The sequence below is a fragment of the Pseudomonas sp. B21-040 genome (genome assembly GCF_024748695.1).
Classification (GTDB): Bacteria; Pseudomonadota; Gammaproteobacteria; order Pseudomonadales; family Pseudomonadaceae; genus Aquipseudomonas.
Genome location: NZ_CP087176.1, coordinates 4,224,099 through 4,249,306, shown reverse-complemented (window position 1 = coordinate 4,249,306; position 25,208 = coordinate 4,224,099). Strand labels below are relative to the sequence as shown.

The window sequence follows — 25,208 nt, the reverse complement described above, 5'->3', positions numbered from 1 at the left end:
AAACCAACGGGATCAAGATGATGGAGGAGGGTGTAGAGCTCGGCGGCACACCGTCGATGGCGATGCTCAAGGCATTCAATCGTTGTGTGTTGCACCTCGGGCGGCTGGCTCGGGAGCGTGGTGCCTCGCAATTCATCGAAGACGGACTGCAAGCCTTTCGCCAACTGGTGCCATTTGCTTCCGCCTGGTGGGGCGAGATGTCCACGTCGCACGCCAACGTGGCGCCCAAAAGCTGGATGCACGGGCGCATCGACCTGCCTGAATCGTTTGCTGCTGAATGGCACAAGAGTGCGGGCAGCGACAAGTTTTCCCATGACACCTTGAACCAGCCCGGCGAAGTGGTGCGCGACAGCGGGTTCACCGATCCCGATGAAGAGGTCGACGCATTCGCTCGCCGTCACGACCTCTACCACCCGATGTGCATCACCTTCGAGCTGCCCGAAAGCGGCTTGATGTTTTTTGTCTGCCTCTATCGCGGTGCACACGCCCCCGGATTCAACGACAGTGAAGCCGCGTTGTTTTCAGCGTTCTGCGACCACCTGTTGCAGTTATGGCGATTCCAGGTGCAAGACATGATTCGCTTCGACACCGGTAACGGCGCCAGCGACTTCGGGGTCGCGCGGCTGGACGGCACGCTGCTGTACGTGGGCGCCAATCTCTGCGCTGTCATTCAGCGCGAGGTGGCGGGGTGGCACGGTTCAATGCTGCCCGCGCCCGTGATCGCGCAACTGCAAAAGGCACCGTGTGTCATGCGTCTCGGGCGGTGTGCGCTGACCCTCACCCCGAATGCCGAGCACGTCATTCTGTCTCTCGAAGCGCAGTCGCGCGGGGCAGTACTGGCCCCACGCGAACGAACGGCGGCGATGCTGTTCGCCGCCGGGCACTCCTACAAGGAAATTGCCAGGATCCTGGGCTTGAGCCCCTCGACCGTGCGCACCTATCTGCGCAACTGCTATTTGCAACTCGGGGTGAAGAGCAAGATCGAGTTGGGGTCTGTCCTGTCAGTGCAGGCACGCCGCGAATCACCGTGACGCCCCCCGATTTCGCCTGATCAATCACTGACCCCTCCTCATTTGCAGAGGTCCATATAACCGCCGCGCGCTATAGGGTATGCCCTGCATATCAAGGGCTTGTGCGCAGGCTGTTCGGGCCACTTCGAAAACTATAAAAACAGAGGTGAGGCAGTTGAAATTTTCCAGGCTTTTTATCGCCATGGCGGCGACAACCGCAGTGTCCGGTATGGCGTTGGTGGGGTGTCAGACGCAGGGTTCCCATCCGGCCGACATGGTCATGCGCAACGGTTATGTCTACACCGTCGATGGGCAGAATTCGGTGCAGCAAGCGATCGCCATCACGGGCGGGAAGATTGTCTATGTCGGTAACGACGAAGGGGCGGCCTCGTACATCGGCCAGCAAACGCAGCTGATCGATCTGGCGGGGCGCATGCTGATGCCGGGCTTCATTGATGCGCACATGCACCCGGGGGACGGCGGCCGCGCCATGACCTTGTGCGACCTGAAATATCAGACCATGACCCGCAAGGTGTTCCAGGAAACCATTCAGGCATGCCTGGATGCCGACAAGGGCAAGGGCCCCGATGTCTGGCTTGAAGTGGGCAGCTGGGATCGCATGGGCATGGATGGCCTCGACGGTGACCCTGACAAGTCGACGCTGGACGCACTCAAGACGGATCGGCCGATTCAGGTCCGCTCCACCGATTTCCATACCGTGCTGACCAACTCTCGCGGCCTGGCGGTCGCCGGCATCAACAAGCACACGGCCAATCCAGGTGACGGCAAGTACGTGCGCGACAGCGCCGGCAACCCGACCGGCATCTGCGAAGACGGCGCTGCCGATGCCATGGCCGCCGTGGTGCCACCCGCCACCGACGCAGAAAAACTCAACCAGACCCGCGCCGCGCTCGATGCCATGCGCCAGCAGGGCATCACCAGTTTCTTCGATGCCTTGTCGGGGCCGGAGAATGGCAAGGCGTTCACCACGTTGCAGCAGTCGGGTGAACTGACCGCGCGGGCCTTGCTGGCGATCAAACTGGACCCGGCTGCGGCAGCGGCGGATCCGGCCAAGACCATCGCTGAGGCCAAGGCAATGGCCGCCACCTACGATCAGGGCGAAGCCAACGTCGCGCCGGGTGTGAGCATGCGTCACGTCAAATTGTTCATGGACGGCATCATCAATGCCCCGGCGGACACCGGTGCGATGTTGGCGCCGTACCTGCACAACGCCGGCACCGACAAGGCGCCGAAATGGGCGCCGGGCAAAAACGTCGGCGAGCTGTATTTCCCGCCGCAAGTGCTCAAGCCGCTGCTGTTGCAAGCCGTGCAGGCCGGTCTCGACCCGCACCTGCACGCCACCGGAGACCGCGCCGTGCGTGACTCGCTCGACGGCATCGAATACGTGCGCCAGCAATTGCCCGGCAACGGCTTTCGCCCGGCCATTACTCACAACGAGTCCGTGGACCCCGCCGACTACGGACGTTTCAAGGCGCTCGACGTGACCGCCAACATGTCCTTCCAATGGGCGCAGCAGGCGCCGTCCACAGTCGACGGCACCAGCGATCACCTCGGCCCTGCGCGTTTTGCCCGCATGGAGCCGTCGGGCAGCATCGCCCGCGCTGGCGGCCGTGTGGCGTATGGCAGCGACTGGCCGGTTGACCCGCTCGATGAGTTCCTGGCGCTGAAGATCGGTGTCACCCGTTCAGGCGACCCGCTGAACCCGCACAGCTATGGCCCCAAGTACGCCGGCCGACTCAACGCCGCCCCGGCGCTGTCGCGTGCCGAGGTACTGCGCACCATCACGGTCAACGCCGCCGAGCAACTGAAACTGGAGAAAGTCGTGGGTTCGGTCGAGGTCGGCAAGTTTGCTGACGTGATCGTGCTCGACAAAAACTTCATGCAAGTGCCCGAGGACGAGTTGGCCCGTAACTCGGTGCTGATGACGGTAGTCGGCGGCAAGGTGGTGTGGGCCAAGGCACCGTTCGCGGGACAAGTGGCCATGACCGAACAACAAAAATAGCCCATGCCGGCTAATGCCGATCAGCTAAGCAATTTTTGCTGTAACGCAATGTCTGTAGCAGCTGGCGAAGCCTGCGTCCGGCTGCGCAGCAGTCGTGAAATCAGACGATGCGGTGTTTCAGGAAGAACGCAAACTCAGGTTTAACGACTGCTGCGCAGCCGGACGCAGGCTTCGTCAGCTGCTACGGATCGCGTCATGGCTTAGCTGTTCGGCATTACCCATGCCCACATTGGATTGTGTGGATGCCTTTTACCTTTGAAGAGAATAAAAATAATGACCCAGGTCCGCGATAGTCAGCAACGAAGTCCCCTGATCGAGACACGCTCGATCGATTACATTCCCGAGGCCGAGCGTCATGGCAGCCTCTACAGCCAGTTCACCCTGTGGCTGGGTGCCAACCTGCAAATCACCGCGATTGTCACCGGGGCGCTGGCCGTGGTGTTGGGCGGTGATGTGTTCTGGTCGTTGATCGGCTTGCTGATCGGCCAATTGCTCGGCGGTGCAGTTGTCGCGCTGCACGCCGCTCAGGGACCGAAGCTTGGGCTGCCGCAGATGATCTCCAGCCGTGTGCAATTCGGGGTCTACGGCGCGGCGATCCCGATTGTGCTGGTGTGCCTGATGTACCTCGGTTTCAGCGCGACCGGCGCGGTCCTGTCGGGGCAGGCGATTGCCCAGTTGATCAGTGTCAGTGACAGCACCGGCATCCTGATATTTGCTGCTTGCATCGCGTTCCTGACGATCTTCGGCTACCGGGTGATTCACCTGGTCGGACGGGTAGCGAGCGTGCTCGGCATCATCGCCTTCGCTTACCTGTTTACTCGGTTGATGACCCTCAACGACATCGGCCTGCTCCTGGAAAACCGCCACTTCGGTTGGAGCACATTCCTGCTGGCGGTGTCGTTGTCGGCCTCTTGGCAGATCGCGTTCGGCCCGTACGTGGCCGACTACTCGCGCTACTTGCCGAGCAAAACGTCGTCCTGGAAAACCTTCGCAGCCGTCGGCCTGGGAACCGTACTCGGCGCCCAGGCTTCCATGGTGCTCGGCGTGTTCGCTGCCGCGTTGGCCGGCGCCAATTTCCGCGGTCACGAAGTGGCGACTATCGTCGGCCTGGGCAGCACTGGGGTGATGGCATCATTGCTGTACCTGAGCGTGGTGTTCGGCAAAGTCACCGTGTCCACACTCAACGCCTATGGCAGCTTCATGTGCGTGGCCACCATCATCAGCGGTTTTCGCAGTCGCCTGGAAATCACCGCCCGCCAGCGCATGCTGTTTGTGCTGCTGATCGTCGCGGCGTCCACCACGCTCGCACTGGTCGGCCAGTACTCGTTCCTGAATTCGTTCAAGTACTTCATCCTGTTCTTGCTGACGTTCTTCACCCCGTGGAGCGCGATCAACCTGGTGGACTACTACTTCATCAATAAAGAGCGCTACGACATCCCGGCGTTGTCCGACCCGGCGGGGCGTTATGGTCGCTGGAACGTGTTGGGGATCAGCGTGTACGTCAGCGGCGTATTGATCCAGCTGCCTTTTGTCGACACGCATTTCTACTCCGGGCCGATGGTCGCGCAACTCGGCGGGGTGGATATTTCCTGGATCGTCGGGTTGGTGGTGCCGGGTGTTCTTTACTATCTGCTGGCCAGGAAGTCAGTGGTGGCGGTGCCGGTTGTACGCAGCACCAAGGCCTGACCGAGGGGCGACAGTGCATTGATCTACGCTGCACTGTCGCCGTTGCCTGAGGGCACTTTGATCTTTGAGGTACAGAGCATTTCCGACCCATTGCGATCACTGGTGTTGCGGCCATTGATCCAGAATTTCGTACCACGAAGCCTTGGACATCACCTGAACGTGTTTTTGTTTGGCCGAGGGCAGTGTTGTATCCAAAGTCCCTAGCGCTATCGAGATCCAGTCAGAGTATTCGCCTTGGCTCGCTGACCAGAACAGCGACGAGCCGCACTGATGGCAAAATTGCCGAAGTACGGATTCAGAGGACGGGTACGACTTGAGGCTATCGGCGCCTTGAATAAGTTGCAGATCATCGCGCAACACACTGCCATAGCTGGCAAAGGCTGCCCCATGGCTTTTGCGACATTGGCTGCAATGGCAGTGAGACAGCGCTTTAGGTTGTGACAAGACCCGATACTTGACGGCGCCGCAAAGGCAGCTGCCCTGGAAGGCATCAGTCATTCAGGGGGGATACCTTGTATTGAGAAGGCCGCAAATTTAAACAGCCAGTGTTGTCGTTGTCGACCGACGCTTTCTGGTTGTTTTCTGCCTGTCGTAAAAGGCTATAGTCGGCCCAAAGTAGACACTCTGAAGCATCTCTCGTCTCTGGGCCGCTTTACTTGTCAGTAGGGTTTGTCGCCGATGATGGCCGCGCGCTCCATCTTGCGATGGCAGGGCGGATAGTCCATCACTGCATAGTGCTGGGTGCAACGGTTATCCCATATCGCCACGCTGTTTTGCTTCCAGCGCCAACGGACTTGGTACTCGGGGTTGTAGGCCTGGCTAATCAGGTACTTCAGCAGGTCGACGCCTTTTTGGTTGTAGTCCTGGCCGACACGGACGCGTCCCTGGCTGTGGTAGTTCACGAAGTGCGTCGCGTAGGCATTGACGAAGAGCACCTTTTCGCCGGTTTCGGGATGGGTACGCACTACCGGATGCTCGGCATCGGGGTATTGAGCCTTCATCGCCAAGCGCTTTTCCTTCGGCATGGCGGCAGCGAAGGAAGCGTTGAAGCTGTGGCTGGCGATCAAGCTGTCGATTTCCTGCTTCACATCGATTGGCAGTTTTTCATAGGCCATCACCATGTTGGCCCACATGGTGTCGCCTCCGGTGGGTGGGCATTCGATACAGCGCAACACAGCGCCCATCGGCGGCGACTCCCGCCAGGTGGCATCGCAGTGCCACGCATTCTCGTAGCGATCCGCCGGATTCTCCGGGGTCTTGTAGATTTGCACGAGACCGGGGGCTTCCGGGTGGCTGGGGAGCATCGGATGGGTTTCGAGCTGGCCGAGGCGCAGGGCAAATGCTTCGTGATCGCGGCGTGAGAGCTTGTCCAGATCCTGATCGCGCAGGAACAGCACCTTGTATTTCAATAGTGCCGCATACACTTCGTTGAACAAGCCGTCGTCGCGCACTGCGTCGCCCAGATTCACGTTGTGCAGTTCCGCGCCAATGGCACAGGTCAATTGTTCGACTCGCATTGCGTCTCCATTTCGATGGTTCTTGGCCGGGCCGTGGGCAGGCAGGAGAAATCGTGCCTTGATAGACGGCGGCGCTTGTTATTGTTGATCCGGTCTTTGCAGGTGCGGCAAGGCGGGAGATGGGTATCCGGCGCATGTACTGGCCCCTCTCAGTTAAGAAGGGACCGCGGACCCATAGTAGGAAGCGCGAGAGTCATGCCATGGGCATGGCGGGACATTTTCTTCGCTTATTGGGACACAGCAGGCGGGTTAAAGCGGTGGTGTTGCCTTGCTCTCTCGATAGCAGGCAGCCCAATCGGAAGGTGTCTTGCCAAACTGACTGCGAAACCAGCGTGAAAAATCACCGGCAGAGGAAAAACCGAGAAGTTCGGCAACTTCATACAATCGGCGTTTGCTGTTAGCCAGATACTCTTCGGCGAGTTCAGCACGCACAGCATTGATGATCGTTGTGACACTCTCTCCCTCGGTCGCCAGGTGTCGGTTAAGGGTGCGTCGATGCATGCCAAGATGCTGGGCAACCCCGTCGACAGAACACAGTCCGCTTGGCAGCAGCATCTTGACGATCTGGCGTACGCGCTGCGCCGGTTCGTCGCGCAGGTTAGCCAATTGCATGTCCAGCGTTCGCTTCACCTCGCGATGCAACGCGGGGTCAGCCGCGGGAATGGGCATGTCCAGGTCGCGCGCGCGGCAAACAATGGCGTTGAATTCCTGGGAAAACTCGACAGCGGCCCCCAGCACTCGTTGGTGCACTTCAAGGCTGGAAGGGCGCTCGTGAGTAAAACTGACCCTGACCGGGCGAAACGTATTGCGCGTCAGTACGCTCAACGTCCGCAGGCCAATGCCTGTCGACTGTTCGATAGCCTGGCGCCAGACACCGTGCCCACCCTGCATATTCACACCCACATGTAGCAGCACCAGGTCGCCTGCGTCTTCAAGTCGCAACTGCACCCCGGCGTTATGCAGACGCATGTACCGCGCACACGATTGCAAGGCGGCACGAAGTGTTGGTTCTTCGCGGATGAGCAACGCCAGCATGCCGAAATTGGACAGGTGTCGCGTTTCCGCGAGCAACAACCCGAAGGCCTCCTGGCCGGACAGGCGGGCTGATTCCTCCAGCAGCCAACCCACCGAATCGATGCTGATCATGATATTCGGATCGTCGAGGACACTGGCCGGCAACTTGGCCAAACGCAGCATACGAAAGGGATCGAGCCCCACTGAACGGGCAACCTGCTCATAGTCGGTAAGGCTGGCACTTCGCGTCAGGGTATACATGTGTCCCCGTGTCCCAATTTCACAAGATTGTGTCCTGCGCAGCTTAGTGCAGGACGCCTTGTCACGGCTACCTTCAGGCCAACAACCAAAAAAGGATGGAGGTAGATAAATGAACAAGCGCCCCGCTATGCGCGTCGGTCAGAAGCAAGTGGCAATAGAGCGATCGGACGCCGACGATCCCGATGCATTCAATCACTGCTTTGCCGAACTCAACGGTATTCGCATGCATTACATCGACGAGGGGCAGGGCCCGCTCGTCATTCTGCTGCACGGTTTTCCTTATCTTTGGTACATGTGGCGGCGCCAGATCGGGGCGTTGGTCGAGGCCGGGTATCGAGTCGTGGTCCCCGATCAGCGGGGGTTTGGGCAAACCGATCGACCCGATGCCATCGAAGCCTATGACATGAGTCAGGCAGTCGGCGACATGGTGGGCTTGATGGCGACTCTGGGCGAAACGTCAGCGGTGATCATTGGGCACGACTTGGGTGCCTGGGTGGCCCAGGCGGCGGCCATGCTGCGGCCGGATCTGTTCCGTGGCCTGGTGATGCTCAATACGCCGGTGCCACCGCGTGGCAAGATCAAGCCGACCGTAGCTTTGCAGGCAATGGCCAAGGGCAGGGTGTATCACCACCTGTATTTCCAGCAGCTCGAAAAGCCGGATCGCGAATTGGCCTGCGACCCGCGCAAGACCTTGCGTAGTGTTTTCTATTCGATTTCCGGCAGTGCTGTCGGCGCTGAACGCTGGCGTCTGTTCGTCGAGCCAGGTGAGCCCATTCTCAACGCCTTCACGGAACCGAAGGGCGAGTTCCCGTCATGGCTGAGCGAGCGGGCGCTTGATTACTACGTCGCCGAATATTCCCGCACCGGGTTTAGCGGTGCCCTGAACTACTACCGCTGTCGCGACCGGAACTGGGAAATCACCGCGTTTCTCGACGGTGCGGTGGTGCGCCAGCCAAGCCTGTTCATCGGTGGTGCTGCCGACCCTTCACTGGAACCGGTCGAAATCCGCGGTCTCTACGACCAGCTCGACACTTATTTACCCGGGCTGCAGAACAAGGTGCTGTTACCCGGCGTGGGTCATAGCGCCGCGGAAGAAAGCCCCGAACAGGTCAACGAACTGCTCCTAACGTATCTCGAACAGTTCTAACGACGAGGGCGAGCGCCTTGGCGCGCCCGCCCGATTCGCGATGTTCGCGGCAATACCTGTTACTCAGTTGAATGCCGTGAGGTCTTTCGGCGCGATGTCATGTTGCTCGCACCAGGCGAGATAACGCTTCAACCCGGACTTCCAGTTTTCGAGCGCGACGATGTTGTCGTTCCCGTCCAGGAACGCCAGATCGCCGGTCACGTGAACCAGCGTGAGCACATACCCATCTGCGCTTCCCGTGCTGACGACTTCAGGCGTGTGAGTCGATGCCGCCGTCTCGTACACGATGCTGCCAGGGCCGGCGATCCAGTCATGCTCCTTGTATTTCCACTGGCCTTCGATCGTGTAAACCATCACCGTCCCGGTGTGGTGATGCTTGGGCAGTTGCATGTCCAGCGGTGCCTTCATCATGACGATCCATTCACCCCGGATCGGGTCAAGTTTGAAGTACTTCAGCAGGACGTTTTCCGCATAGGGCGTAAAGGGTATCCACGGCAGCGATTCGCCATCGATGACTGCGGTGTCGACGTGTTCGTAGAGCATGTCTTTCTCCATTGATGCGGTTCAGGTCGAGTATTCGTCGGCAGCCAAAGCCGCCCGACCCTCTCTGATGGTCGGGTGCTCCGGATTTTCTGAAGGGGGTGTCGGGATCAGGTGAGCGGGGTGCCCGCGAGAGTCGCGCGTAGCATCTTTCTTGGCGCATTGCCGTAGTCAGCAACTGCGTAGTGCTGGACTTGCAAGTTGTCCCACATGGCAATCGTGTTGGTTCGCCACTTCAGACGTACCTGGTACTCGGGAATCGCGGCCTGCGACGTCAGGTAGTTCATCAGGTGATGAGCCTCGGGCATGAAGTCCTGGCCGTAGCGGATATCCTCGAAGTTGAAGAAATTCGAGAAATGGGTGGTGAACGCGGAGTTGACGAACAGCACCTTTTCGCCTGTTTCGGGATGAACAAGCACCACAGGATGTTCAGCGGCGGGATTCTTCGCGGCCATGGCGTGACGTTGTTCACGTGGCAACTGGGCACCAAAGGAATGCTCGGCACTGTGCTTTGCGTACAGACCTTCGATCCGTTGTTTGACCGCTTCGGGCAGGTTTTCGTAAGCCATGACCATGTTGGAGAACAGGGTGTCGCCGCCGGATTCAGGGCCCTGCTCGCAGCGCAATATCGCTCCGCGAGGCGGCGCTGGCTTGAAGGTGACATCCGTGTGCCAGAGGTTTTCTCGGCTGGCCTTTTCGACAAAACTCTTGGGCTTGTTCGGGTCAAGGTTGCGATAAAGCATCAGCAACTTGTCCGCCTCCGGATGGCTCGGTGCCAGGGGATGACCTTCCAGTTCGCCGAATTGCGCGGCGAAGTGCTGTTGCTCCAGGGGAGAAATGTCCTGATCGCGAAAGAACAGCACTTTGTGCTTCAACCACAGCGCCCGGATTTGTGCGATCAGTTCGGGATCCCGGGTAGCGTCGGCCAGGTTGATGTTGCTCAGTTCGGCACCGATGGCGGGGGAGCAAATCTCCACCTTGATCGAATGCTGACGCACTGACGACCGAATAATGGCGGGTGCCGAGTGGGGATGTGGTGAAGGAGTGTCTTGGGTTGTGGCGACTGTCGTCATTGTTGTCTCCAATCCGGGCTTGTACAGCGGTGCGCAAATGTGTGCATCCGGCATAAGTAACTGGCCCCTGCCAGCGGGGCAGAGGTACCGGTCCTATAGTAGGTAGCGCGGGCGCAATACCATGGGCTTGGCGGGACAGTTTCTTCGCATGCTGGGACACTGGCAGAGAGGACATCGAACAATAGTGCGATGGAGGGCGCACGGTGTAGTTGCATTCTGCTACGCAGGGTGTCGCTTCTTGACTGATCGATATCAGGCAAGCATGCCGCCATTGGAGATTCGCACACGATGGCGGCGACAATTATTTTTGTCACTACAATGAAGTGAAATCGAAAGGAGCTCCGCCCGAACGCGTGGTGCTCTGGCCCAGGAAGTTTGCACCCCGCAGGTACTTTTCAGCGAGGAAGGACGTATGCCAACCCCCGTAGAACAGAAGCGGGCGCGGATTCTCGACCCCGTCGACCGCGTCACCGAGGTGATCTTCGGCCTGCTCATGGCGATGACGTTCACGGGGACGATCAGCGTGGCGACCTCGGGCCAGGAGGCCGAACGTACGATGATGTTCGCCGCGCTCGGTTGCAATCTTGCCTGGGGGCTCGCCGACGGGGTGATGTATCTACTCAGGGCATTGGTCGACCGCACGCGCAAAAGCACGTTATTCGAAAAACTCGCCAGGGCGGACGCGGCCACCGGGCAGGCGCTGGTGGCGGGGGCATTACCGTCGCACGTGGCGGCAGCCGCCAAGACCGAGACCCTTGAATTGTTACGCAGCCGCCTGGTCGAGTACCCGGCCACGTCAGTGCAGTCGGGCCTCGGCTGGGAAGATTTCAAGGGGGCATTGGGCGTTTTTCTGCTGGTGGTGTTATCGACCTTTCCACTCGTCATACCTTTCCTGTTACTCGAACAGACGGCGCTCGCCGTTCGTTTATCCAATTTGATCGGGCTCGTGGTGCTGTTCATCGCGGGTTGGATATTGGCGCGGTACGCAGGCGCAAAGCCGTGGCAAGGCGGGATTGCGCTGGCGGTCACTGGCGCATTGCTGATCGCCGCGATCATCGCACTCGGCGGATGAAGACGAGAGGCGGGCACGGCCAATCCGCGGCTGCCCACTAAGCCAAATTGTGCTGTACACCAAGGGGTTACAGTTCTATGAGCGATTCGAACTCTTCACCTTCCACCCCGGAACCGGGTCGTATTGCCCGTCGGGAAGCAGGCGCCAATCAGAGCGCCTGGATCCGCTGGCTGCCGGGGCTGAACACCCTGCGACACTATCAAATAGCCTGGCTGCGAAATGACATCGTCGCCGGGCTCGTGCTGACCACCATGCTGGTGCCGGTGGGTATTGCTTACGCTGTGGCCTCGGGCGTCCCGGGCATCTATGGCCTCTACGCGACGATCATTCCACTGCTCGCCTATGCGTTGTTCGGCCCCAGCCGGATTCTGGTGCTGGGACCGGATTCCTCGCTGGCCGCGGTCATCCTTGCTGTCATCCTGCCGCTGTCGGGCGGCGACCCGTATCGGGCCGTCGCCCTGGCGGGAATGATGGCGATTGTGTCGGGGCTGGTCTGCATTCTGGCGGGCATAGCGCGCCTGGGCTTCATCACGGAGCTGCTCTCCAAACCGATCCGCTACGGGTACATGAACGGTATCGCACTGACCGTATTGATCAGCCAACTGCCGAAAGTCTTCGGTTTCAAGATCGAGTCCGCCGGGCCTCTGAGGAACCTGTGGGCGATCGCCTCCGGGGTGATGGAGGGAAAAAGCAACTGGATCACGTTCGCGGTCGGCGTCGCCACGTTGGTGGTGATCCTGTTGCTCAAGGGGCACAAACGCATTCCGGGTATTTTGATCGCCGTGGCCGGCGCAACCATCGTGGTCGGTGTGCTGGAGCTTGGCACGAAATACGGCGTATCGGTCCTCGGCACGCTTCCACAAGGCATGCCGGCGTTTGCCATTCCGTGGATTACCCAGGCCGATATCGTCCCGATCGTGATCGGAGGCTTCGCCGTGGCGATGGTTTCGTTTGCTGACACTAGCGTGCTGTCGCGCGTCTATGCGGCGCGCTCGCGTACTTACGTTGACCCGAACCAGGAGATGGTCGGGCTCGGCGTTGCCAATCTGGCGGCGGGGTTTTTCCAGGGCTTTCCCATCAGCAGCAGTTCGTCACGCACACCTGTAGCCGAGGCCGCCGGCGCTAAAACCCAGTTATCCGGGGTCGTCGGAGCGCTGGCTGTGGCCTTGCTGCTGATGGTGGCGCCGAACCTGTTGCAGGACTTGCCCAACAGCGCGCTGGCCGCGGTGGTGATTGCATCGGCCATCGGCTTGATCGAGGTCGCTGACCTGCGCCGTATCTACCGCATTCAGCCCTGGGAGTTCTGGCTGTCCATCGCCTGCACCGTCGGCGTTGCTGTGTTCGGCGCCATTGAGGGTATCGGCCTGGCCATCCTGCTCGCGGTGATTGAATTCCTGTGGGACGGCTGGCGGCCGTACTCAGCCGTGCTGGGGCGTGCCGATGAGGTTCAGGGTTACCATGACATCACGCGCTTTCCCGATGCGCGACTCATCCCCGGCCTGGTCTTGTTTCGCTGGGATGCACCTTTGTTTTTCGCCAACGCCGAGTTGTTCAATGAACGGGTGCTGGACGCGGTGGCGACGTCGCCGACGCCGGTGCGCTGGATTGTCATTGCGGCAGAACCGATGACCAGTGTGGACGTGACGTCTGCCGATATGTTGGCGGAATTGGACGAAACCTTGCGCAACGCGAGCATCGAGTTGTGTTTTGCCGAGATGAAAGACCCGGTCCAGGACAAACTGAAGCGATTCGGGATTTTCACGCAGTTTGGCGCCACCGCGTTTTTCCCCACGATAGGCACTGCCGTCAACAGCTACCTGGCGACGTATGCGGTGGATTGGGTCGTCCGCGAGGGCGAGGAACACTGAGCGTAACGCTTGATTTTGGCGGCTATCAACGACCGTCTCGCCTTGCAGGACGGTCTAAGTGGTCCTATCGTCGGATTTCAGGTGCTACACCGGTTGGGTGGTTGAGAATGAAGGATGCAAGAAGACTTTCCCCTGGACATCCTCGGCGAGGGGACTGATTGGCGAGCGAGACGACCGAGTGTTTTTGAATTGGAGGAACATCATGATTCGCAAGCACTGCTTGATGGCCCTGGCGACACTGATTGTCGCCGCTGGTGTGCAGTGGGTGTCGGCGCCCGCGTACGCAACTGAACAGGGAGAGCAACGGCGCGAAGCGCGGGATACCAGGCAGACAGGGCGCTCCGATGCACGTCAAACCAAATATGATTGCCGCAAGGACAATGACAAGAGCAATGCAAACTGTCGCCAGGACAAGCGCAGCAGCAAGCAGGACACACGCCGCACGGCTCGGGACATCAAATATTGATGGCTGAGATAAATCCCGTTCTCAACGGGATTTATCAGGGATGGATTTGTGGTTGCACTTGAAGCGGCTGCTACTGGCGGGTTTGGCTTGCCAAAACGGTCAGTTGCAGCGCGTTTATGTGTGTCGCCTTACAGCAACGATATCGGGTAGCTGACAAACAGCCGGTTTTCGTCAAATTCATTGGTGCTGAAATTTTTCCGGATACTGGAGTTTCGCCATTTGACGCTCAGGTTTTTCAAGGCTCCAGACTGAATGACATAGGCCAGTTCCGACTCCCGACCCCATTCCTTGCCATCGGTGAAAGCACCCGTGTGCACGTTATCGCCACTCAAATAACGATTCATCATGGTGAGTCCGGGGATGCCGACGGTGGCGAAATTGAAATCGTGACGAACCTGCCAGGAATGCTCTTGGGCGTTATCGTAGCTGGAGTTATAGCTGTCGTTCGCCAGCGTGCCGCCACTGGCACCATTGACCCGCATCCACGCGGTATCTCCGGTCAGCTTTTGCAAGCCAACATAAAACGTACTGCCCCCCAGTTTTGCAGATAACAGGCCAAACATTGTTTTGTTGTCCATGTCTCCGGCCAGGCTGGCACCGTTTTCCTTGCCGGTGAAAAAGCCCAGATTGGCGCCCAGTGTCCAGTCACCCACAGGTTGGCTGTGATTGAGGCTGAAGTATTGTTGCTGATAGATGTCCTTGAGTTCGTCGTACCAGAGCCCAACCGTAGTGCGCTTGTCGTTGAAGGTGTATTCACCGCCGCCGAAGTTAAAACGGTCGGAAGTAAACGCCGCTTTGCCGTTCATGGACATGTCTTCCATGCTGGCGTCGTTGCGCGGGCTGTTTTGCCTGATTTGACCGCCATATAACGCCAGCCCGCCAATTTCCTGGGAGGTGATCTGAGCGCCACGAAAGGTTTGCGGCAACGAACGGCCATCATCTGAACGCAGGATGGGCAGCGTACTGACCCATTCGCCGACTTTGACCACCGTTTTTGAAACCTTGGCCTTGGCGGCAACGCCCAGGCGTCCAAAGTTGTCAGCAGGGCGCCCATCATCATGGATAGGCAGAAGTTGCGTGCCGCCCGTGCCTTTGCCTCCGTCGAGCTTTTGCGAATAAAGCCCCAGTACATCGACACCGAACCCTATGGGGCCTTGGGTATAGCCGGAGCGGGCATCGAGGATAAAGTTTTGCGTCCACTCCTCGGCTTTGTTCTGTGGCGCGGCCCTGTTTGGGTAGGCGGGATTGACGAAGTTGCGATTGATGTAGGCGTTGCGCAGATTGAGGGTAGCGGTAGCACCCTCGACAAAACCGCTATTTTCGTCGGCATGAACGACTGCTGCCGAGCCGGCGCTGAGTGCCAGGGTCAGGCTGATCAATGAGTAATGAGCAGGTACGTTGCAGCGAAAAATAGTGTGGCGCATGGTGGTTTTCTCGCAGTGAATTATTATTTTTTTTGGCGGTTTTTGTGGCCCACACCTGAAATTCAGGCGCAGGCGGCCCTGGCAACCATCAGCCGGGAGGCCGCCGTGTAAGCGTCTAGCGATCAGCTGTGTCGGGGCGTGGGCAACTAGCGACGCAGCAGGTCATTAATGGCGCGGAGTGCGAGGGGATAACCGTCCGCACCCATGCCGCAAATCACCGCGTTCACTACGCCAGACATGATTGAGTGGCGATGCAGTTCGTCCCGTGCATGGATGTTCGACAGGTGCAGTTCAATCAGTGGTGCGTCGATCAACTTCAGGGCGTCCAGCACCGGAATCGAGTGAAACGAAAAGCCGGCCGGGTTGATGATCAAGGCCGCGCCTTGCTCGAAGGCCTCCTGAATCCAGTCGACCATCACGCCCTCGTGGTTGGTCTGGCGAAAGTCGCATACCAGGCCAAGTTCCTCGGCCAGCATTTCTGTACGTTGCCGGATTTGATCGAGCGTGGTGTGCCCGTAAATGTGCGGCTCACGACGACCCAGCAAGTTCAAGTTAGGGCCGTTAAGGATGAAGACGGTGCGGTTCATGGTCGTCCTGGTGCGTTATTTGGAAAGAATGGCGGCAGAAGTGGTATCGACAGCGTCTGATGCGGCGACGGCATTGAGGTCGACGCCGCGGGTTTCAGGGCCGATGACGATCATTGCCAGCGAGATCAGGTTGATCACGGCGCACAGCGTCACCAATGGCCACGGCGAGTTGTTCGACTGGCTCATCAGCCAGACCGCGATCATCGGCATCGGGCCACCGATCACCAGGTTGGCGCCGGTGTAGGCCAGGGCGGAGCCGGAGTAACGGACCTGGGTCGGGAATGCTTCGGCGAATGCCACCGGCTGGATGCCGCTCTGGAACTGGGTAAAGCCCAAAAACAGCCCCATGATCGCCATGATCGCGGTGACGTTTTGAGTGTTGAGGATCGGGAAGTAGACGAACAGGATCAGCAAGGTCATGCACGAGCCCAGGGCCAGCGCCTTTTTACGGCCCCAGCGATCCGACAGATAACCACCGGCTAGCGCACCGAAAATCGCGCAGACGTTGGCGACCATGAGGGACATGAAGCCCATCGATTGGCTCATGCCCAGATGCTTGGTCAGGTAGCTCAGGGAAAAAATCACGATCAAATAGAACAGCGCAGCGGGCGAGCAGAAAAACAGCATCAAGCGCAGGATGGTTTTGTAGTGGCTGCCCAGTGCGGATTTGAGCGGGCTTTTTTCTTTCTTCGCTGGCGTCTTTTTCAGAGCCACGAACGCCGGGGTTTCATCGACCTTCAACCGGATGAAAATCGCGACCACCACCAGTACGAAACTCATCAAGAAGGGGATTCGCCAGCCAAAACTTTCAAACTGCTCACTTGAAAGCGTCGCTGCCAGGCCCATCAACACACCGTTGGCCAATATCTGGCTGAGCGGTGAACACAACCCGAGCATGCCGGAATAACGCCCTCGGCGTTCGGGGGATGCGTGCTCCAGGGCCATCAGTTGCGCCCCGGTGGACTCACCGCCCAACGCGAAGCCTTGAATGATCCGCAGCAGCACCAGCAGGATCGGCGCCCAGATACCCACCTGGCCATAAGTAGGCAACAGGCCCATCAATACCGACGCCAACCCCATCATGGTCACTGTAGCCAGCATCAGGTTGCGTCGACCGAGTTTGTCACCCAGGTAACCGCAGGTGATGGCACCCAGTGGCCGCGCTGCCAGGCCAACGCCGAACGTCGCCAGCGAAGCCAGCAGCCCCGCGGTCGGCTCCATGGCCGGGAAGAACAACTTGGGCAAAATGGTCGCCGACACCGCGCCATACAGCGTGAAGTCAAACCATTCCAGGGCGGTGCCAATGGTCGCGGCGGTCACTGCTTTGCGAGGCATGCGCAAATCATGAGTCTCGTTACTGGTCGTGCTCATAGAGGTGCTCGTCATTGTTTTTATGGTTATGGATTACCCACACGATCCTGCTCGGGCAAAGGCTTTGGCAGGACGCGTCGAAGTGAGTAGACGTTAGCGCATCCTGCTTGCAGAATAATTATCGAAATCCAGATAAATTAATAAGCCAGCCTTATGGATAAGCCTTATGGAACTGCGTCACCTGAAAGCCTTTGTCGTGGCGGCCGACCTGCAACACTTCAGCCGGGCTGCCGAGCAGTTGGGCATTGCCCAACCGGCACTCAGCCAATTGATGCGCACGCTTGAGTCCGAACTGGGCCTGGCACTGTTTCGCCGGGAAAATCGCGGTGTGACGTTGACGGCTGCTGGCGAGGCGTTTCTGCCTCACGCGCGCCAATCCATCGATTCCAGTGAACTGGCGGCGGCAGCGGCGCGACGTGCCCGGCGTGGAGAAGTGGGCGAGATCAACATCGGTTACCACTCGGCGTTGTTCGAGGCCAATTTGCCGCAACTGCTGCGCCATTACTTCAGCTCGTTTCCCGAGGTCAAAGTGTCGCTGGTGGATGCGGGTATTCGTATGCAGTTCGACATGTTGCTCGATCATAAACTCGACCTGGCCTTTGCCAGGGTGTTCAAGGATCACCTGCCCGACCGGTTGCGCACCCACCATTTCAGCCAGTCCAGGCTCGTTCTGTTGATCCCGGACAACCATGAATTGGCGGAAAGTTTTACCGGTGAACTCGCGACGTTGCGGCACGAGAAGTTCGTATTTCTTCAGGACGTTGCCGGCATTGGTCTGACGTCTCACACACTCCAGGCCTGCCGGCAAAATCAACTGCATCCCAAAAACATCATGTACGTACCGTCGCTGATGAGTATTCCTGGACTGGTCGCAGCCGGCATCGGCCTTAGCATCGTGCCGGAAACCATGACCCGGTTAACCATGCCTGGCATACGGATAGTGCCGCTGGATCAGCCGGAGATGGTCAGTGAACTGTCGCTGATTTCACGAATTGACGAGCGTTCCAGTGCGGTGCTGCATTTTATCGAGGAGGCTCATGGGTGGGGGTAACCTTGCCCTAAGGGCCTTTCGACTTTCATTCGTTTTCGATAGTAAAGTGTCGGCCAATGCCTTGGCTGATCCGGGATGACCCATGTCTCAACGCCGCTCAACGTTGATTGCCCTGTTGGTAGCGGTCACGTTCTTTATGGAGAATCTCGACGCCACCGTGATCGCGACCGCGCTGCCTGACATGGCCAGGACGTTTGGTGTGCCGGCGGTGGATGTGAACATTGGCATGAGCGTCTATATGCTCGCGGTTGCGGTGTTCATCCCCATCAGCGGCTGGCTGGCTGATCGCTTCGGTTCACGCTTTATATTCAGTTCGGCGATCGTGCTGTTTTGTCTGTCTTCATTGCTGTGTGGGTTGAGTGACAGCCTGCCAACCTTTGTCGCCGCGCGCGTGCTGCAGGGCATCAGCGGAGCGATGATGGTACCGGTCGGGCGCCTGGCAGTGCTTCGTACGACCGAGAAGAAAGACCTCGTGCGGGCTATCTCTGTGATTACCTGGCCCGGTCTGGTCGCGCCGGTTCTTGGCCCCCCGTTGGGTGGTTTCATCGTCACCCACGCTTCCTGGCCGTGGATTTTCTACCTCAATCTTCCGCTGGGCGTGTTGGCCATGATTGCCGCGCTCGTCTTGATTCCCAAGCGAGACCCTGTCATTGCCCGGTCTTTCGATTTCAGTGGTTTTCTGCTCGTTGCTGGCGCCAGCGCCGCGCTGCTGTTTGGTGTCGAGCTGCTGGGGCAAAGCCGTGCCAATGTGTGGCCGGCACTGTCACTCGGTTGCGCAGGCGTGATGCTCGGTGTCTTAGCCTGGCGACATCTGCGTCGGCAGGACCAACCGTTACTGGCGCTGGATGTCTTGGGAGTCCGCACCTTCAGTGTCTGTCTGTGTGGCGGGTCGATTTTTCGGATCGCCATCAGCACCTTGCCGTTTCTCCTGCCGCTGATGTTTCAACTGGCCTTCGGTCTTTCTGCGTTGGATGCGGGGTTACTGGTGTTGGCTGTCTTTGCGGGCAATCTGGCCATGAAGCCGTTCACCACGAGGGTGATGCAACGCTTCGGATTTCGCCCGGTGCTGATGATCAACGGCATCCTCGGCGTAATGGCCATCGCGGCCTGTGCGTTGCTGGATGAGCGCATGAGTTGGGCGTTGGTCTTGTTCATTCTGTTTGTCGGTGGCTTGTCACGGTCCATGCAATTCACCGCGTTCAACACGTTGGGTTTTGCCGATGTCCCAAAGGAGCAGATGAGCGATGCGTCGACCCTGTTCAGTATGTTCTTCCAGCTGAGCATGGCGATGGGGGTTGCCACGGGGGCGCTGCTGCTACGGCTCGCGATGAACATTCATGGCAATAACGGCCACGCAGAGACGGTCGACTTTCAGCTGACGTTCCTGTGTGTGGCGGTGATTGCAGGGATTGCTTTGCTGGACAACCGGCGATTGCCACCGAAGGCGGGTGAGGCGGTGTTGCAGCGAGCATGAACAGGGGAAAATGCCCACGGTGTTGAGCGTTTGCATCTCAACACCGTGCCTGCATCGTTAGAAGTCGAAGAACACCGTTTCCGATTCGCCTTGCACATGAATGTCGAAGCGGTAGGCCAACTTGCCATCAACGGTACAGCGCCTGGCAATCAGGGATTCGCGCCGATGGGGTTGTTCTATCAGATTCAATACGGGGTCCACGGCATTCGCCTCGGGTTCATCGTCGAAGTACAGGCGGGTCTGCAAGTGGATGTTGATACCCCGGGCAAACAGCGCCACGTTGATATGCGCGGCCATGGCAACGCCTGAGGCATTTTTCAGCGTGCCCGGCTTGATGGTTTTGATCGTCCATTCACCGATATCTGTCGTGGCGGTGCGGCCAAAACAGTTGAAGGGTTTTTCCAGGTCGTAAGCCGTGTCGAAGTCGCCTTCGTGATTCGCCTGCCAGAACTCCAGAAACGCGTCACGAATCAGGTGGCCGTTGCCGTCATACACCTGGCCCATCAATAAAATGTGCTCACCTGGCGCGTCAGGTTTAGCCATGTGGTTCCAGATTTCCTGTTCGCGCGGCGCGTTGCCGGCAGCCTCCAGCGCCAAGCCGATATGGACATAAGGGCCGGCCGTTTGCGACGGGGTTTCAGGCAGAAGTTGAACGGGCATGTGCAGGCCTCCTCAGCGGTTTTCGAAGTGGGTCTTGCGCTGGCCGCGCAGGACGATATCAAAACGATAAGCCAGGCAATCCATTGGATTGGCCATGCTCATATCCAGCTTGGCGATCAAACTCTGCACCGCTTCCTGATTCGAAATCGACTTGACGATGGGGCACATCGGGATGAGCGGATCACCTTCGAAATACAGCTGAGTAATCAAACGCGTGGCAATTGACGGGCCACTGATGGAGACGTGGATATGGGCCGGTCGCCAATCGTTGGGGCCGTTGCGCCATGGGTAGGGGCCGGGTTTGACGGTGCGGAAACTGTAGTTGCCATCGCGGTCCGTCAACGCTCGGCCAACCCCGCCGAAATTCGGGTCAAGGGGGGCCAGGTAACTGTCTTTTTTATGCCGATAACGGCCGCCGGCATTGGCCTGCCACATCTCCACCAACGTGTGAGGGATCGGCTTGCCGTACTGATCACACACTCGACCTGCGACGATGATTCGCTCTCCGATCGGCAGGCCACCATGATTGAAGTTCAACAGCAGATCGTTATCGTGCTGACCCAGCTTCAGATGGGAAAAATCCGGGCCGCTGGTTTCGGATAATGACTGGGGGATGCTTACCAGTGCCTGGCGGGGAGATCGCAGGATGGATGTCTTGTAGTCCGGTGTCAGGGCTTTGGGATGCCAATTACGGTCACGGATGACGAAGCGGCTGTCGTGCGCATCAGACATGTCGTTTTTCCTATTGTTATGGTTGGAGGCAGAGACTGCGTTGGCAGCGACTCGACACCCAGTTTCCGCTGATGCGGCCCAACCCAAAATTGAAAAAAACGACCTTATTCATGTCCAAATGGTTATGGATATTCTCCGTCACGATATTCCTGGCCAACCTCGCGCAAGGCCTCCACGCACCATTGCGCCGCGGGTGTCACCGGCAACGCAGGGTTTGTGCATAGCCCCACGGAACCGCCTGGCTCACGCATCCCCAGATCCAGCTCCACCAACTCTCCTTGCCGCAAATCCTGCCTGACCGCATCAAGTGGTGCGACCCAGATGGCCTGACTGCATTGTACGTAGCGCCGGCTCAGGGCTACCGACAAGGTTTCCAGGCGTTGGCGTGAAGGCGTTATCCCGTGTTGCACAAACAGACTGTCGGCGAACTGGCGGATGGTGGTCCCCGCCGACGGCAATACCAGCGGATAGCGTTCGAGGTTTTGATGCCCCGCTGGATCGGCGAGCACCGGATGGCCAGTGCGGACCACCAGGGTCATGGACTCGCTGTAGAGATGTTCGAACGCCAGCCCGAAAATAAAGGGGCTATCGGTCATTCTGCCCACCACCAGATCCAGTTCACCGACACGCAGTCGGGACAGCAAATAGGCACTTGGCCCGGTCACGACACTGACCACCAATGCGGGGTGCCTGTCGTGTAAACGGCAGACAACTTCAGGCACCAACTGACTTTCGACAGTGGACAGTACGCCGAGCTGCACGGTAATGGGCTCATGTACACCGGAGCGCAAACTGTTAACCCCTTCGCGCAGCGATTGCACGCTCGGTCCTGCGTATCGCAAAAAAGCCACGCCGGATTCGGTCAGCGTCGAGCCTTTTTTACCCCGTTCAAACAGTGTGGCTTCCAGCAGGGTTTCCAGTTCCTTTAGCGTCTTGGACAGTGCCGGTTGGCTGATTGCCAACTTGTCGCAAGCACGTGCGAGGCTGCCCTGGCGCGCCACCTCGAGAAAACACACCAGATGACGGAATTTGATGCGGGTATCGATGTTCAATCGGGGTGCTCTGCCTTCTTGGTATGGCACCCATTAGTGCTGGATGCGAAGCGTTAGAGCAGCTATACGGAGCTGCGCTGTTTTAATGTCGCTATTCGAGCCCGTGTTTGTCCAGTTGCTGAAGCCACGTATTCACCACCCTGCGATCCAGCTCCTCCCAATCCGCCATGCCCAACACCCGCATGGTGTTCAACCCGCGTAAATAACCGCGCAACTGATGGGCGGTGTCTCGGACAAGCTCCGGGTCGGACGCGTTTTCGCCCAACAGAACGCTTTCGTACTGGATCAGGTAGTCGGCCACCCGGTCACGGAAGTCGGGCAAAACGGCATCGCGAATCAGGTCAAAAGTTCTCAAGGAGAGATCCTCATCAATCTTTTCCAGTTGTGATTGAGTGCGCATTCGTCTGCCCGGCGCACAACTATTGTTAGAAGTAATAGTGACCATTACGAAACGCAAGTTCTGATTTGTCGGAAATAGTCGGAAAATCGCGTCCATCGAACACGCCGCTCAAGAAATTCAGGCGATGAGACATTGACCCGATGGCAATGGCGGCGCCCTTGAGGCTGTTCCGTTGCTGGATGAACCGAACCGTTTATTTTCAGGATGAGCCCGATGCGCCGTTTATTCGTACCCGTCATGGCGTTTGCCTCTTTGTTGCTCGCCGGTTGTGCGTCGGCGCCGAACGATCCGACGCTGACCTTGCAGACCAGCAAGACCCCAGCTCAATACGCTGACTGCGTCGTGCCGAAATTGCAGGGCAATGCGTTGACCCCGACTGTCTCGCAGACCCAGCGCAGCTACCGGATCGTGGTGCCGAGCAAAATCTCGACGGATAACGTACTGGAAGCCTACAAGGCCGGGAACGGCGGCAAGGTGTTCATCTACGAGCGGCATCTACTGGCTTCGAACTTGCTGCCTTCGAGTTTTCAACGCGCTGCACAGGATTGCATCTGACCCTGACTCGTAAACGCTTTTCACCGTGCTCCTTTGGTTGGCCGCAACCAACCAATTCTTTGCCCCGCACCGCATTCGGTAGCGGGGCTTTTTTTGTCTGAGAATGCTCATGGTGAGTTCAAACCAGTCAATTGTCTGTTGGGCCGAACTCAATGCTGAAGATTTTTGATGAACCGCTTAAAGGCTGTTTTGATCGTGACGGGGCGGGAAAGCTATGGATTAGATCAACGACCGCCAAGAACGTGCCTACTTCGCCACCGCATTGAGGAGCACGCCGTACGACTGGAGGAACTCCACCGTGCCGTGGAAGATAAGGCCCACGCCCATGGCCGAGACAAAAAAACCGACGATGCGGGTCGCGGCATCGATGCCTTGCGGGCCGATCTTTTTCAATATGCCCTTGGCGTAGACCAGTGACAGGTAGGTGGTGAACATCGTGGCGCAGATGGCCAGGGCCACGACAGCGAACGACATCACCGCGCGATTGGAGTCCTTGATGGTGCTGGTCAAGCCGATAACGGTAGCGATCGCGCCGGGGCCAAACATGATCGGCATGGCCATCGGGATGAACGCAATGTCCTGGTCACCCTTGACGCTGCTGGGAATCAGGCTGCTGTTGGGCGAGGGGGCGAAAAGCTCGAAGCCGATTTTCATCAGGATCAACCCGCCGACCACCCGAATCATGCTCAGGGGCACCTCGAACAGACGCAGCAGCAGGTTGCCGAAAATCAGAAAAAAGAACATCAACAACAGCGCATAGAGGCACGCTTTGCGCGCTACTCGGCGCAACTCGGCGGCGTCCTTGTCATGTAGCAACCCCAAGAACACAGGAATGGCCTCCAATGGATTGATGATCGCCAGGAGGGTGGTAAACATTCCGAAGAACAGCGTGAGGTACGAGTTCATGGGGGGTGCCTGAGAAGGGGCTTGCGATTCACCCTAGCTGATCGGGAGGCAACTCACCTCGAACGGTGCCGAAAAAAAGCCGGACTTGCGGACGGGAGGTCTTCCGAGCGGCGCGCAACGTCGAATGGAGGCGGGGCAGGGCGCAAAAGCAGACTTGAAAATGAATACGGTACGAATTTTTAACGAAGTACCAACAACTGGAGTGATCTATTGAAGGGAGGTTGAACCTGACTTCCCCGCCTGCCGATACCCAGTGAGTGACCGATTGAAACGCACGACTTCATCCTCTATTGCAAAACGTTCGGTGTTCAGGAAAGTGGTGATTTGCTCTGGCGTCACCTTTGTTCTTCTGCTGATCGCCGGGGGGGATTGGCTGTATACGCCCCCAGAGCCTTATGTTCCGTTGAGTGCGCAGGACCCTGCGTCGGTATCGATGATCGCTGTGGGCGATCAAGGCAGCGGTGACCTGCAGCAGTGGCGGGTGGGGCGGGCCATGGAGCGAGTCGCCGCCAATGAGGGGCGACTGAACATGGTGGTGTTTCTGGGCGACAACTTCTACGGCAAGCCGTTAGCCAGTACCCATGACCTCAACTGGCAGACCCGATTCGAGCGTGTCTATTGGGGCCATTGGCTCAGTCATGTGCCGTTCTATGCGGTGCTGGGCAATCACGATTACCCGGCGTCGCAGCAGTATGAGATCGAATACGGACAGCAGCACAAGGGATCGGGCCGCTGGCAGATGCCGGCGAACTTTTACGTCAAGGATTTCGGTGACGTCGACGGGCGCCCCTTGGTGCGAATGGTGTTCCTCGACACGTCGGCACCGCGTGAAAGTTTGCAGCAGCAAATCGACATGATCGATCAGGCATTCCAGGCACCCGGTCCGGCTCCGGTGTGGCGGATCGCTGCGTCCCACCACCCGGTGCGCAATCAGGGGCAACATGGTGAGGAGTCGGATCTGGTTGCCAGGCTTCTGCCGGCCTTGCAACGCAACAATGTCGATCTGCTTTTGTCAGGCCATGATCACAATCAGCAATTACTGCTGCGCGCCGGGGAGCCCGCGTGGGTCATCTCCGGTGCGGGAGGGCAGAGACTTTATGCCCTGAATACACCTGCGCCGGACAGCGCGTTCGCCGCATCACGGGCCGGGTTTGCCAAACTCGACCTGAATGCCCGTCAACTGCGTTTGGCTTATTACAATGATCGCGGTGATCTGGAAACCGATTATCGCTGGGCCAGAGACTGCCCATGGATGGCCAAGGGCTGTTTACTGCCCGGGGCGTCGCAAGGGCGCATCGCGCAGTCGGCACAATGACGGA

At 58.5% G+C, this 25,208-nt stretch carries 24 protein-coding genes; 11 read left to right on the top strand and 13 right to left on the bottom strand.

Annotated features, from left to right (window positions below; translation table 11 throughout):
* The first annotated feature begins 20 nt into the window (after positions 1–20).
* From LOY55_RS19420 to LOY55_RS19410, 3 genes are all read left to right on the top strand, one after another.
* On the top strand, positions 21–1,031 hold the full coding sequence (locus LOY55_RS19420; RefSeq protein ID WP_046030534.1) for a helix-turn-helix transcriptional regulator: 1,011 nt from the start codon (positions 21–23) through the stop codon (positions 1,029–1,031).
* A 154-nt stretch (positions 1,032–1,185) separates the two neighbouring features.
* Positions 1,186–3,033 carry an amidohydrolase gene (locus LOY55_RS19415; RefSeq protein ID WP_109786751.1) on the top strand — a complete coding sequence of 616 codons (1,848 nt, stop codon included), beginning with the start codon at positions 1,186–1,188 and terminating at the stop codon, positions 3,031–3,033.
* 273 nt (positions 3,034–3,306) lie between these two features.
* Positions 3,307–4,719 carry a cytosine permease gene (locus LOY55_RS19410; protein WP_109786750.1) on the top strand — a complete coding sequence of 471 codons (1,413 nt, stop codon included), beginning with the start codon at positions 3,307–3,309 and terminating at the stop codon, positions 4,717–4,719.
* Positions 4,720–4,815: 96 nt separating this feature from the next.
* Here LOY55_RS19410 and LOY55_RS19405 read toward each other — a convergent pair whose 3' ends face one another.
* The 3 genes from LOY55_RS19405 to LOY55_RS19395 form a co-directional block, all read right to left on the bottom strand.
* Positions 4,816–5,217 carry a GFA family protein gene (locus LOY55_RS19405; protein ID WP_077431906.1) on the bottom strand — a complete coding sequence of 134 codons (402 nt, stop codon included), beginning with the start codon at positions 5,215–5,217 and terminating at the stop codon, positions 4,816–4,818.
* A 161-nt stretch (positions 5,218–5,378) separates the two neighbouring features.
* Positions 5,379–6,236 carry a TauD/TfdA family dioxygenase gene (locus tag LOY55_RS19400; protein ID WP_077431907.1) on the bottom strand — a complete coding sequence of 286 codons (858 nt, stop codon included), beginning with the start codon at positions 6,234–6,236 and terminating at the stop codon, positions 5,379–5,381.
* 249 nt (positions 6,237–6,485) lie between these two features.
* Complete coding sequence (locus LOY55_RS19395) at positions 6,486–7,511, bottom strand: AraC family transcriptional regulator (protein ID WP_223524980.1); 1,026 nt, start codon at positions 7,509–7,511, stop codon at positions 6,486–6,488.
* A 109-nt stretch (positions 7,512–7,620) separates the two neighbouring features.
* Between LOY55_RS19395 and LOY55_RS19390 the strand changes: the two genes are divergently transcribed.
* On the top strand, positions 7,621–8,658 hold the full coding sequence (locus tag LOY55_RS19390; protein ID WP_223524982.1) for an alpha/beta fold hydrolase: 1,038 nt from the start codon (positions 7,621–7,623) through the stop codon (positions 8,656–8,658).
* 63 nt (positions 8,659–8,721) lie between these two features.
* On the opposite strand, the gene LOY55_RS19385 is transcribed toward LOY55_RS19390, so the two are convergent.
* Together LOY55_RS19385 and LOY55_RS19380 are read right to left on the bottom strand one after the other, a co-directional pair.
* A complete protein-coding gene (locus LOY55_RS19385) occupies positions 8,722–9,201 on the bottom strand; it encodes a 2,4'-dihydroxyacetophenone dioxygenase family protein (RefSeq protein ID WP_046030525.1) in 480 nt (159 codons plus the stop codon).
* Positions 9,202–9,308: 107 nt separating this feature from the next.
* Positions 9,309–10,181, bottom strand: coding sequence for a TauD/TfdA family dioxygenase (locus LOY55_RS19380; RefSeq protein ID WP_218278082.1), 873 nt, complete (start codon positions 10,179–10,181; stop codon positions 9,309–9,311).
* Positions 10,182–10,683: 502 nt separating this feature from the next.
* Here LOY55_RS19380 and LOY55_RS19375 point away from each other — a divergent pair.
* From LOY55_RS19375 to LOY55_RS19365, 3 genes are all read left to right on the top strand, one after another.
* Complete coding sequence (locus tag LOY55_RS19375; RefSeq protein ID WP_046030522.1) at positions 10,684–11,343, top strand: hypothetical protein; 660 nt, start codon at positions 10,684–10,686, stop codon at positions 11,341–11,343.
* A gap of 77 nt (positions 11,344–11,420) precedes the next feature.
* Positions 11,421–13,211 carry a SulP family inorganic anion transporter gene (locus LOY55_RS19370; RefSeq protein WP_223524984.1) on the top strand — a complete coding sequence of 597 codons (1,791 nt, stop codon included), beginning with the start codon at positions 11,421–11,423 and terminating at the stop codon, positions 13,209–13,211.
* A gap of 202 nt (positions 13,212–13,413) precedes the next feature.
* Positions 13,414–13,677, top strand: coding sequence for a hypothetical protein (locus tag LOY55_RS19365; RefSeq protein ID WP_223524986.1), 264 nt, complete (start codon positions 13,414–13,416; stop codon positions 13,675–13,677).
* Positions 13,678–13,805: 128 nt separating this feature from the next.
* Here LOY55_RS19365 and LOY55_RS19360 read toward each other — a convergent pair whose 3' ends face one another.
* The 3 genes from LOY55_RS19360 to LOY55_RS19350 all read right to left on the bottom strand — a co-directional run bounded on the left by LOY55_RS19360 (position 13,806) and on the right by LOY55_RS19350 (position 17,059).
* A complete protein-coding gene (locus LOY55_RS19360; RefSeq protein ID WP_223524988.1) occupies positions 13,806–15,101 on the bottom strand; it encodes an OprD family porin in 1,296 nt (431 codons plus the stop codon).
* Between the two features lie 146 nt (positions 15,102–15,247).
* Positions 15,248–15,688: a type II 3-dehydroquinate dehydratase gene (locus LOY55_RS19355; RefSeq protein WP_046030519.1), complete on the bottom strand. Its 441-nt coding sequence runs from the start codon at positions 15,686–15,688 to the stop codon at positions 15,248–15,250.
* A 15-nt stretch (positions 15,689–15,703) separates the two neighbouring features.
* Positions 15,704–17,059, bottom strand: coding sequence for an MFS transporter (locus LOY55_RS19350; protein ID WP_223524990.1), 1,356 nt, complete (start codon positions 17,057–17,059; stop codon positions 15,704–15,706).
* A gap of 166 nt (positions 17,060–17,225) precedes the next feature.
* Between LOY55_RS19350 and LOY55_RS19345 the strand changes: the two genes are divergently transcribed.
* The gene (locus LOY55_RS19345; protein WP_223524992.1) at positions 17,226–18,110 is read left to right on the top strand and encodes a LysR family transcriptional regulator; all 885 of its coding nucleotides are present in this window, start codon (positions 17,226–17,228) and stop codon (positions 18,108–18,110) included.
* Positions 18,111–18,192: 82 nt separating this feature from the next.
* The gene (locus LOY55_RS19340) at positions 18,193–19,584 is read left to right on the top strand and encodes an MFS transporter (RefSeq protein WP_109786744.1); all 1,392 of its coding nucleotides are present in this window, start codon (positions 18,193–18,195) and stop codon (positions 19,582–19,584) included.
* Between the two features lie 57 nt (positions 19,585–19,641).
* Here the strand turns inward: LOY55_RS19340 and pcaG are convergent, their stop codons facing one another.
* The 4 genes from pcaG to LOY55_RS19320 form a co-directional block, all read right to left on the bottom strand.
* A complete protein-coding gene (gene pcaG, locus LOY55_RS19335; RefSeq protein ID WP_077431911.1) occupies positions 19,642–20,244 on the bottom strand; it encodes a protocatechuate 3,4-dioxygenase subunit alpha in 603 nt (200 codons plus the stop codon).
* Between the two features lie 12 nt (positions 20,245–20,256).
* Positions 20,257–20,976 carry a protocatechuate 3,4-dioxygenase subunit beta gene (gene pcaH, locus LOY55_RS19330; RefSeq protein WP_046030504.1) on the bottom strand — a complete coding sequence of 240 codons (720 nt, stop codon included), beginning with the start codon at positions 20,974–20,976 and terminating at the stop codon, positions 20,257–20,259.
* A gap of 122 nt (positions 20,977–21,098) precedes the next feature.
* Complete coding sequence (gene pcaQ / locus LOY55_RS19325) at positions 21,099–22,028, bottom strand: pca operon transcription factor PcaQ (RefSeq protein WP_223524994.1); 930 nt, start codon at positions 22,026–22,028, stop codon at positions 21,099–21,101.
* Between the two features lie 91 nt (positions 22,029–22,119).
* The gene (locus LOY55_RS19320) at positions 22,120–22,383 is read right to left on the bottom strand and encodes a hypothetical protein (protein WP_046030602.1); all 264 of its coding nucleotides are present in this window, start codon (positions 22,381–22,383) and stop codon (positions 22,120–22,122) included.
* A 258-nt stretch (positions 22,384–22,641) separates the two neighbouring features.
* Between LOY55_RS19320 and LOY55_RS19315 the strand changes: the two genes are divergently transcribed.
* Positions 22,642–22,983: a hypothetical protein gene (locus tag LOY55_RS19315; RefSeq protein ID WP_046030500.1), complete on the top strand. Its 342-nt coding sequence runs from the start codon at positions 22,642–22,644 to the stop codon at positions 22,981–22,983.
* A 246-nt stretch (positions 22,984–23,229) separates the two neighbouring features.
* On the opposite strand, the gene LOY55_RS19310 is transcribed toward LOY55_RS19315, so the two are convergent.
* Positions 23,230–23,889 (bottom strand): MarC family protein, encoded by a 660-nt coding sequence (locus tag LOY55_RS19310; protein ID WP_046030499.1) that lies wholly within the window; start codon positions 23,887–23,889, stop codon positions 23,230–23,232.
* Between the two features lie 265 nt (positions 23,890–24,154).
* Between LOY55_RS19310 and LOY55_RS19305 the strand changes: the two genes are divergently transcribed.
* Positions 24,155–25,204, top strand: a complete 1,050-nt coding sequence (locus tag LOY55_RS19305; RefSeq protein ID WP_223524995.1) for a metallophosphoesterase — start codon at positions 24,155–24,157, stop codon at positions 25,202–25,204.
* The last annotated feature ends 4 nt before the right edge of the window (positions 25,205–25,208 follow it).

Excerpts from the sequence above, each read along its gene's own strand:
- LOY55_RS19420 (WP_046030534.1), top strand. The coding sequence starts at position 21 with ATGGAGGAGGGTGTAGAGCTCGGCGGCACACCGTCGATGGCGATGCTC.
- LOY55_RS19410 (WP_109786750.1), top strand. The coding sequence starts at position 3,307 with ATGACCCAGGTCCGCGATAGTCAGCAACGAAGTCCCCTGATCGAGACA.
- LOY55_RS19405 (WP_077431906.1), bottom strand. The coding sequence starts at position 5,217 with ATGACTGATGCCTTCCAGGGCAGCTGCCTTTGCGGCGCCGTCAAGTAT.
- LOY55_RS19400 (WP_077431907.1), bottom strand. The coding sequence starts at position 6,236 with ATGCGAGTCGAACAATTGACCTGTGCCATTGGCGCGGAACTGCACAAC.
- LOY55_RS19395 (WP_223524980.1), bottom strand. The coding sequence starts at position 7,511 with ATGTATACCCTGACGCGAAGTGCCAGCCTTACCGACTATGAGCAGGTT.
- LOY55_RS19390 (WP_223524982.1), top strand. The coding sequence starts at position 7,621 with ATGAACAAGCGCCCCGCTATGCGCGTCGGTCAGAAGCAAGTGGCAATA.
- LOY55_RS19385 (WP_046030525.1), bottom strand. The coding sequence starts at position 9,201 with ATGCTCTACGAACACGTCGACACCGCAGTCATCGATGGCGAATCGCTG.
- LOY55_RS19375 (WP_046030522.1), top strand. The coding sequence starts at position 10,684 with ATGCCAACCCCCGTAGAACAGAAGCGGGCGCGGATTCTCGACCCCGTC.
- LOY55_RS19370 (WP_223524984.1), top strand. The coding sequence starts at position 11,421 with ATGAGCGATTCGAACTCTTCACCTTCCACCCCGGAACCGGGTCGTATT.
- LOY55_RS19365 (WP_223524986.1), top strand. The coding sequence starts at position 13,414 with ATGATTCGCAAGCACTGCTTGATGGCCCTGGCGACACTGATTGTCGCC.
- LOY55_RS19360 (WP_223524988.1), bottom strand. The coding sequence starts at position 15,101 with ATGCGCCACACTATTTTTCGCTGCAACGTACCTGCTCATTACTCATTG.
- LOY55_RS19355 (WP_046030519.1), bottom strand. The coding sequence starts at position 15,688 with ATGAACCGCACCGTCTTCATCCTTAACGGCCCTAACTTGAACTTGCTG.
- LOY55_RS19350 (WP_223524990.1), bottom strand. The coding sequence starts at position 17,059 with ATGAGCACGACCAGTAACGAGACTCATGATTTGCGCATGCCTCGCAAA.
- LOY55_RS19345 (WP_223524992.1), top strand. The coding sequence starts at position 17,226 with ATGGAACTGCGTCACCTGAAAGCCTTTGTCGTGGCGGCCGACCTGCAA.
- LOY55_RS19340 (WP_109786744.1), top strand. The coding sequence starts at position 18,193 with ATGTCTCAACGCCGCTCAACGTTGATTGCCCTGTTGGTAGCGGTCACG.
- pcaG (WP_077431911.1), bottom strand. The coding sequence starts at position 20,244 with ATGCCCGTTCAACTTCTGCCTGAAACCCCGTCGCAAACGGCCGGCCCT.
- pcaH (WP_046030504.1), bottom strand. The coding sequence starts at position 20,976 with ATGTCTGATGCGCACGACAGCCGCTTCGTCATCCGTGACCGTAATTGG.
- LOY55_RS19315 (WP_046030500.1), top strand. The coding sequence starts at position 22,642 with ATGCGCCGTTTATTCGTACCCGTCATGGCGTTTGCCTCTTTGTTGCTC.
- LOY55_RS19310 (WP_046030499.1), bottom strand. The coding sequence starts at position 23,889 with ATGAACTCGTACCTCACGCTGTTCTTCGGAATGTTTACCACCCTCCTG.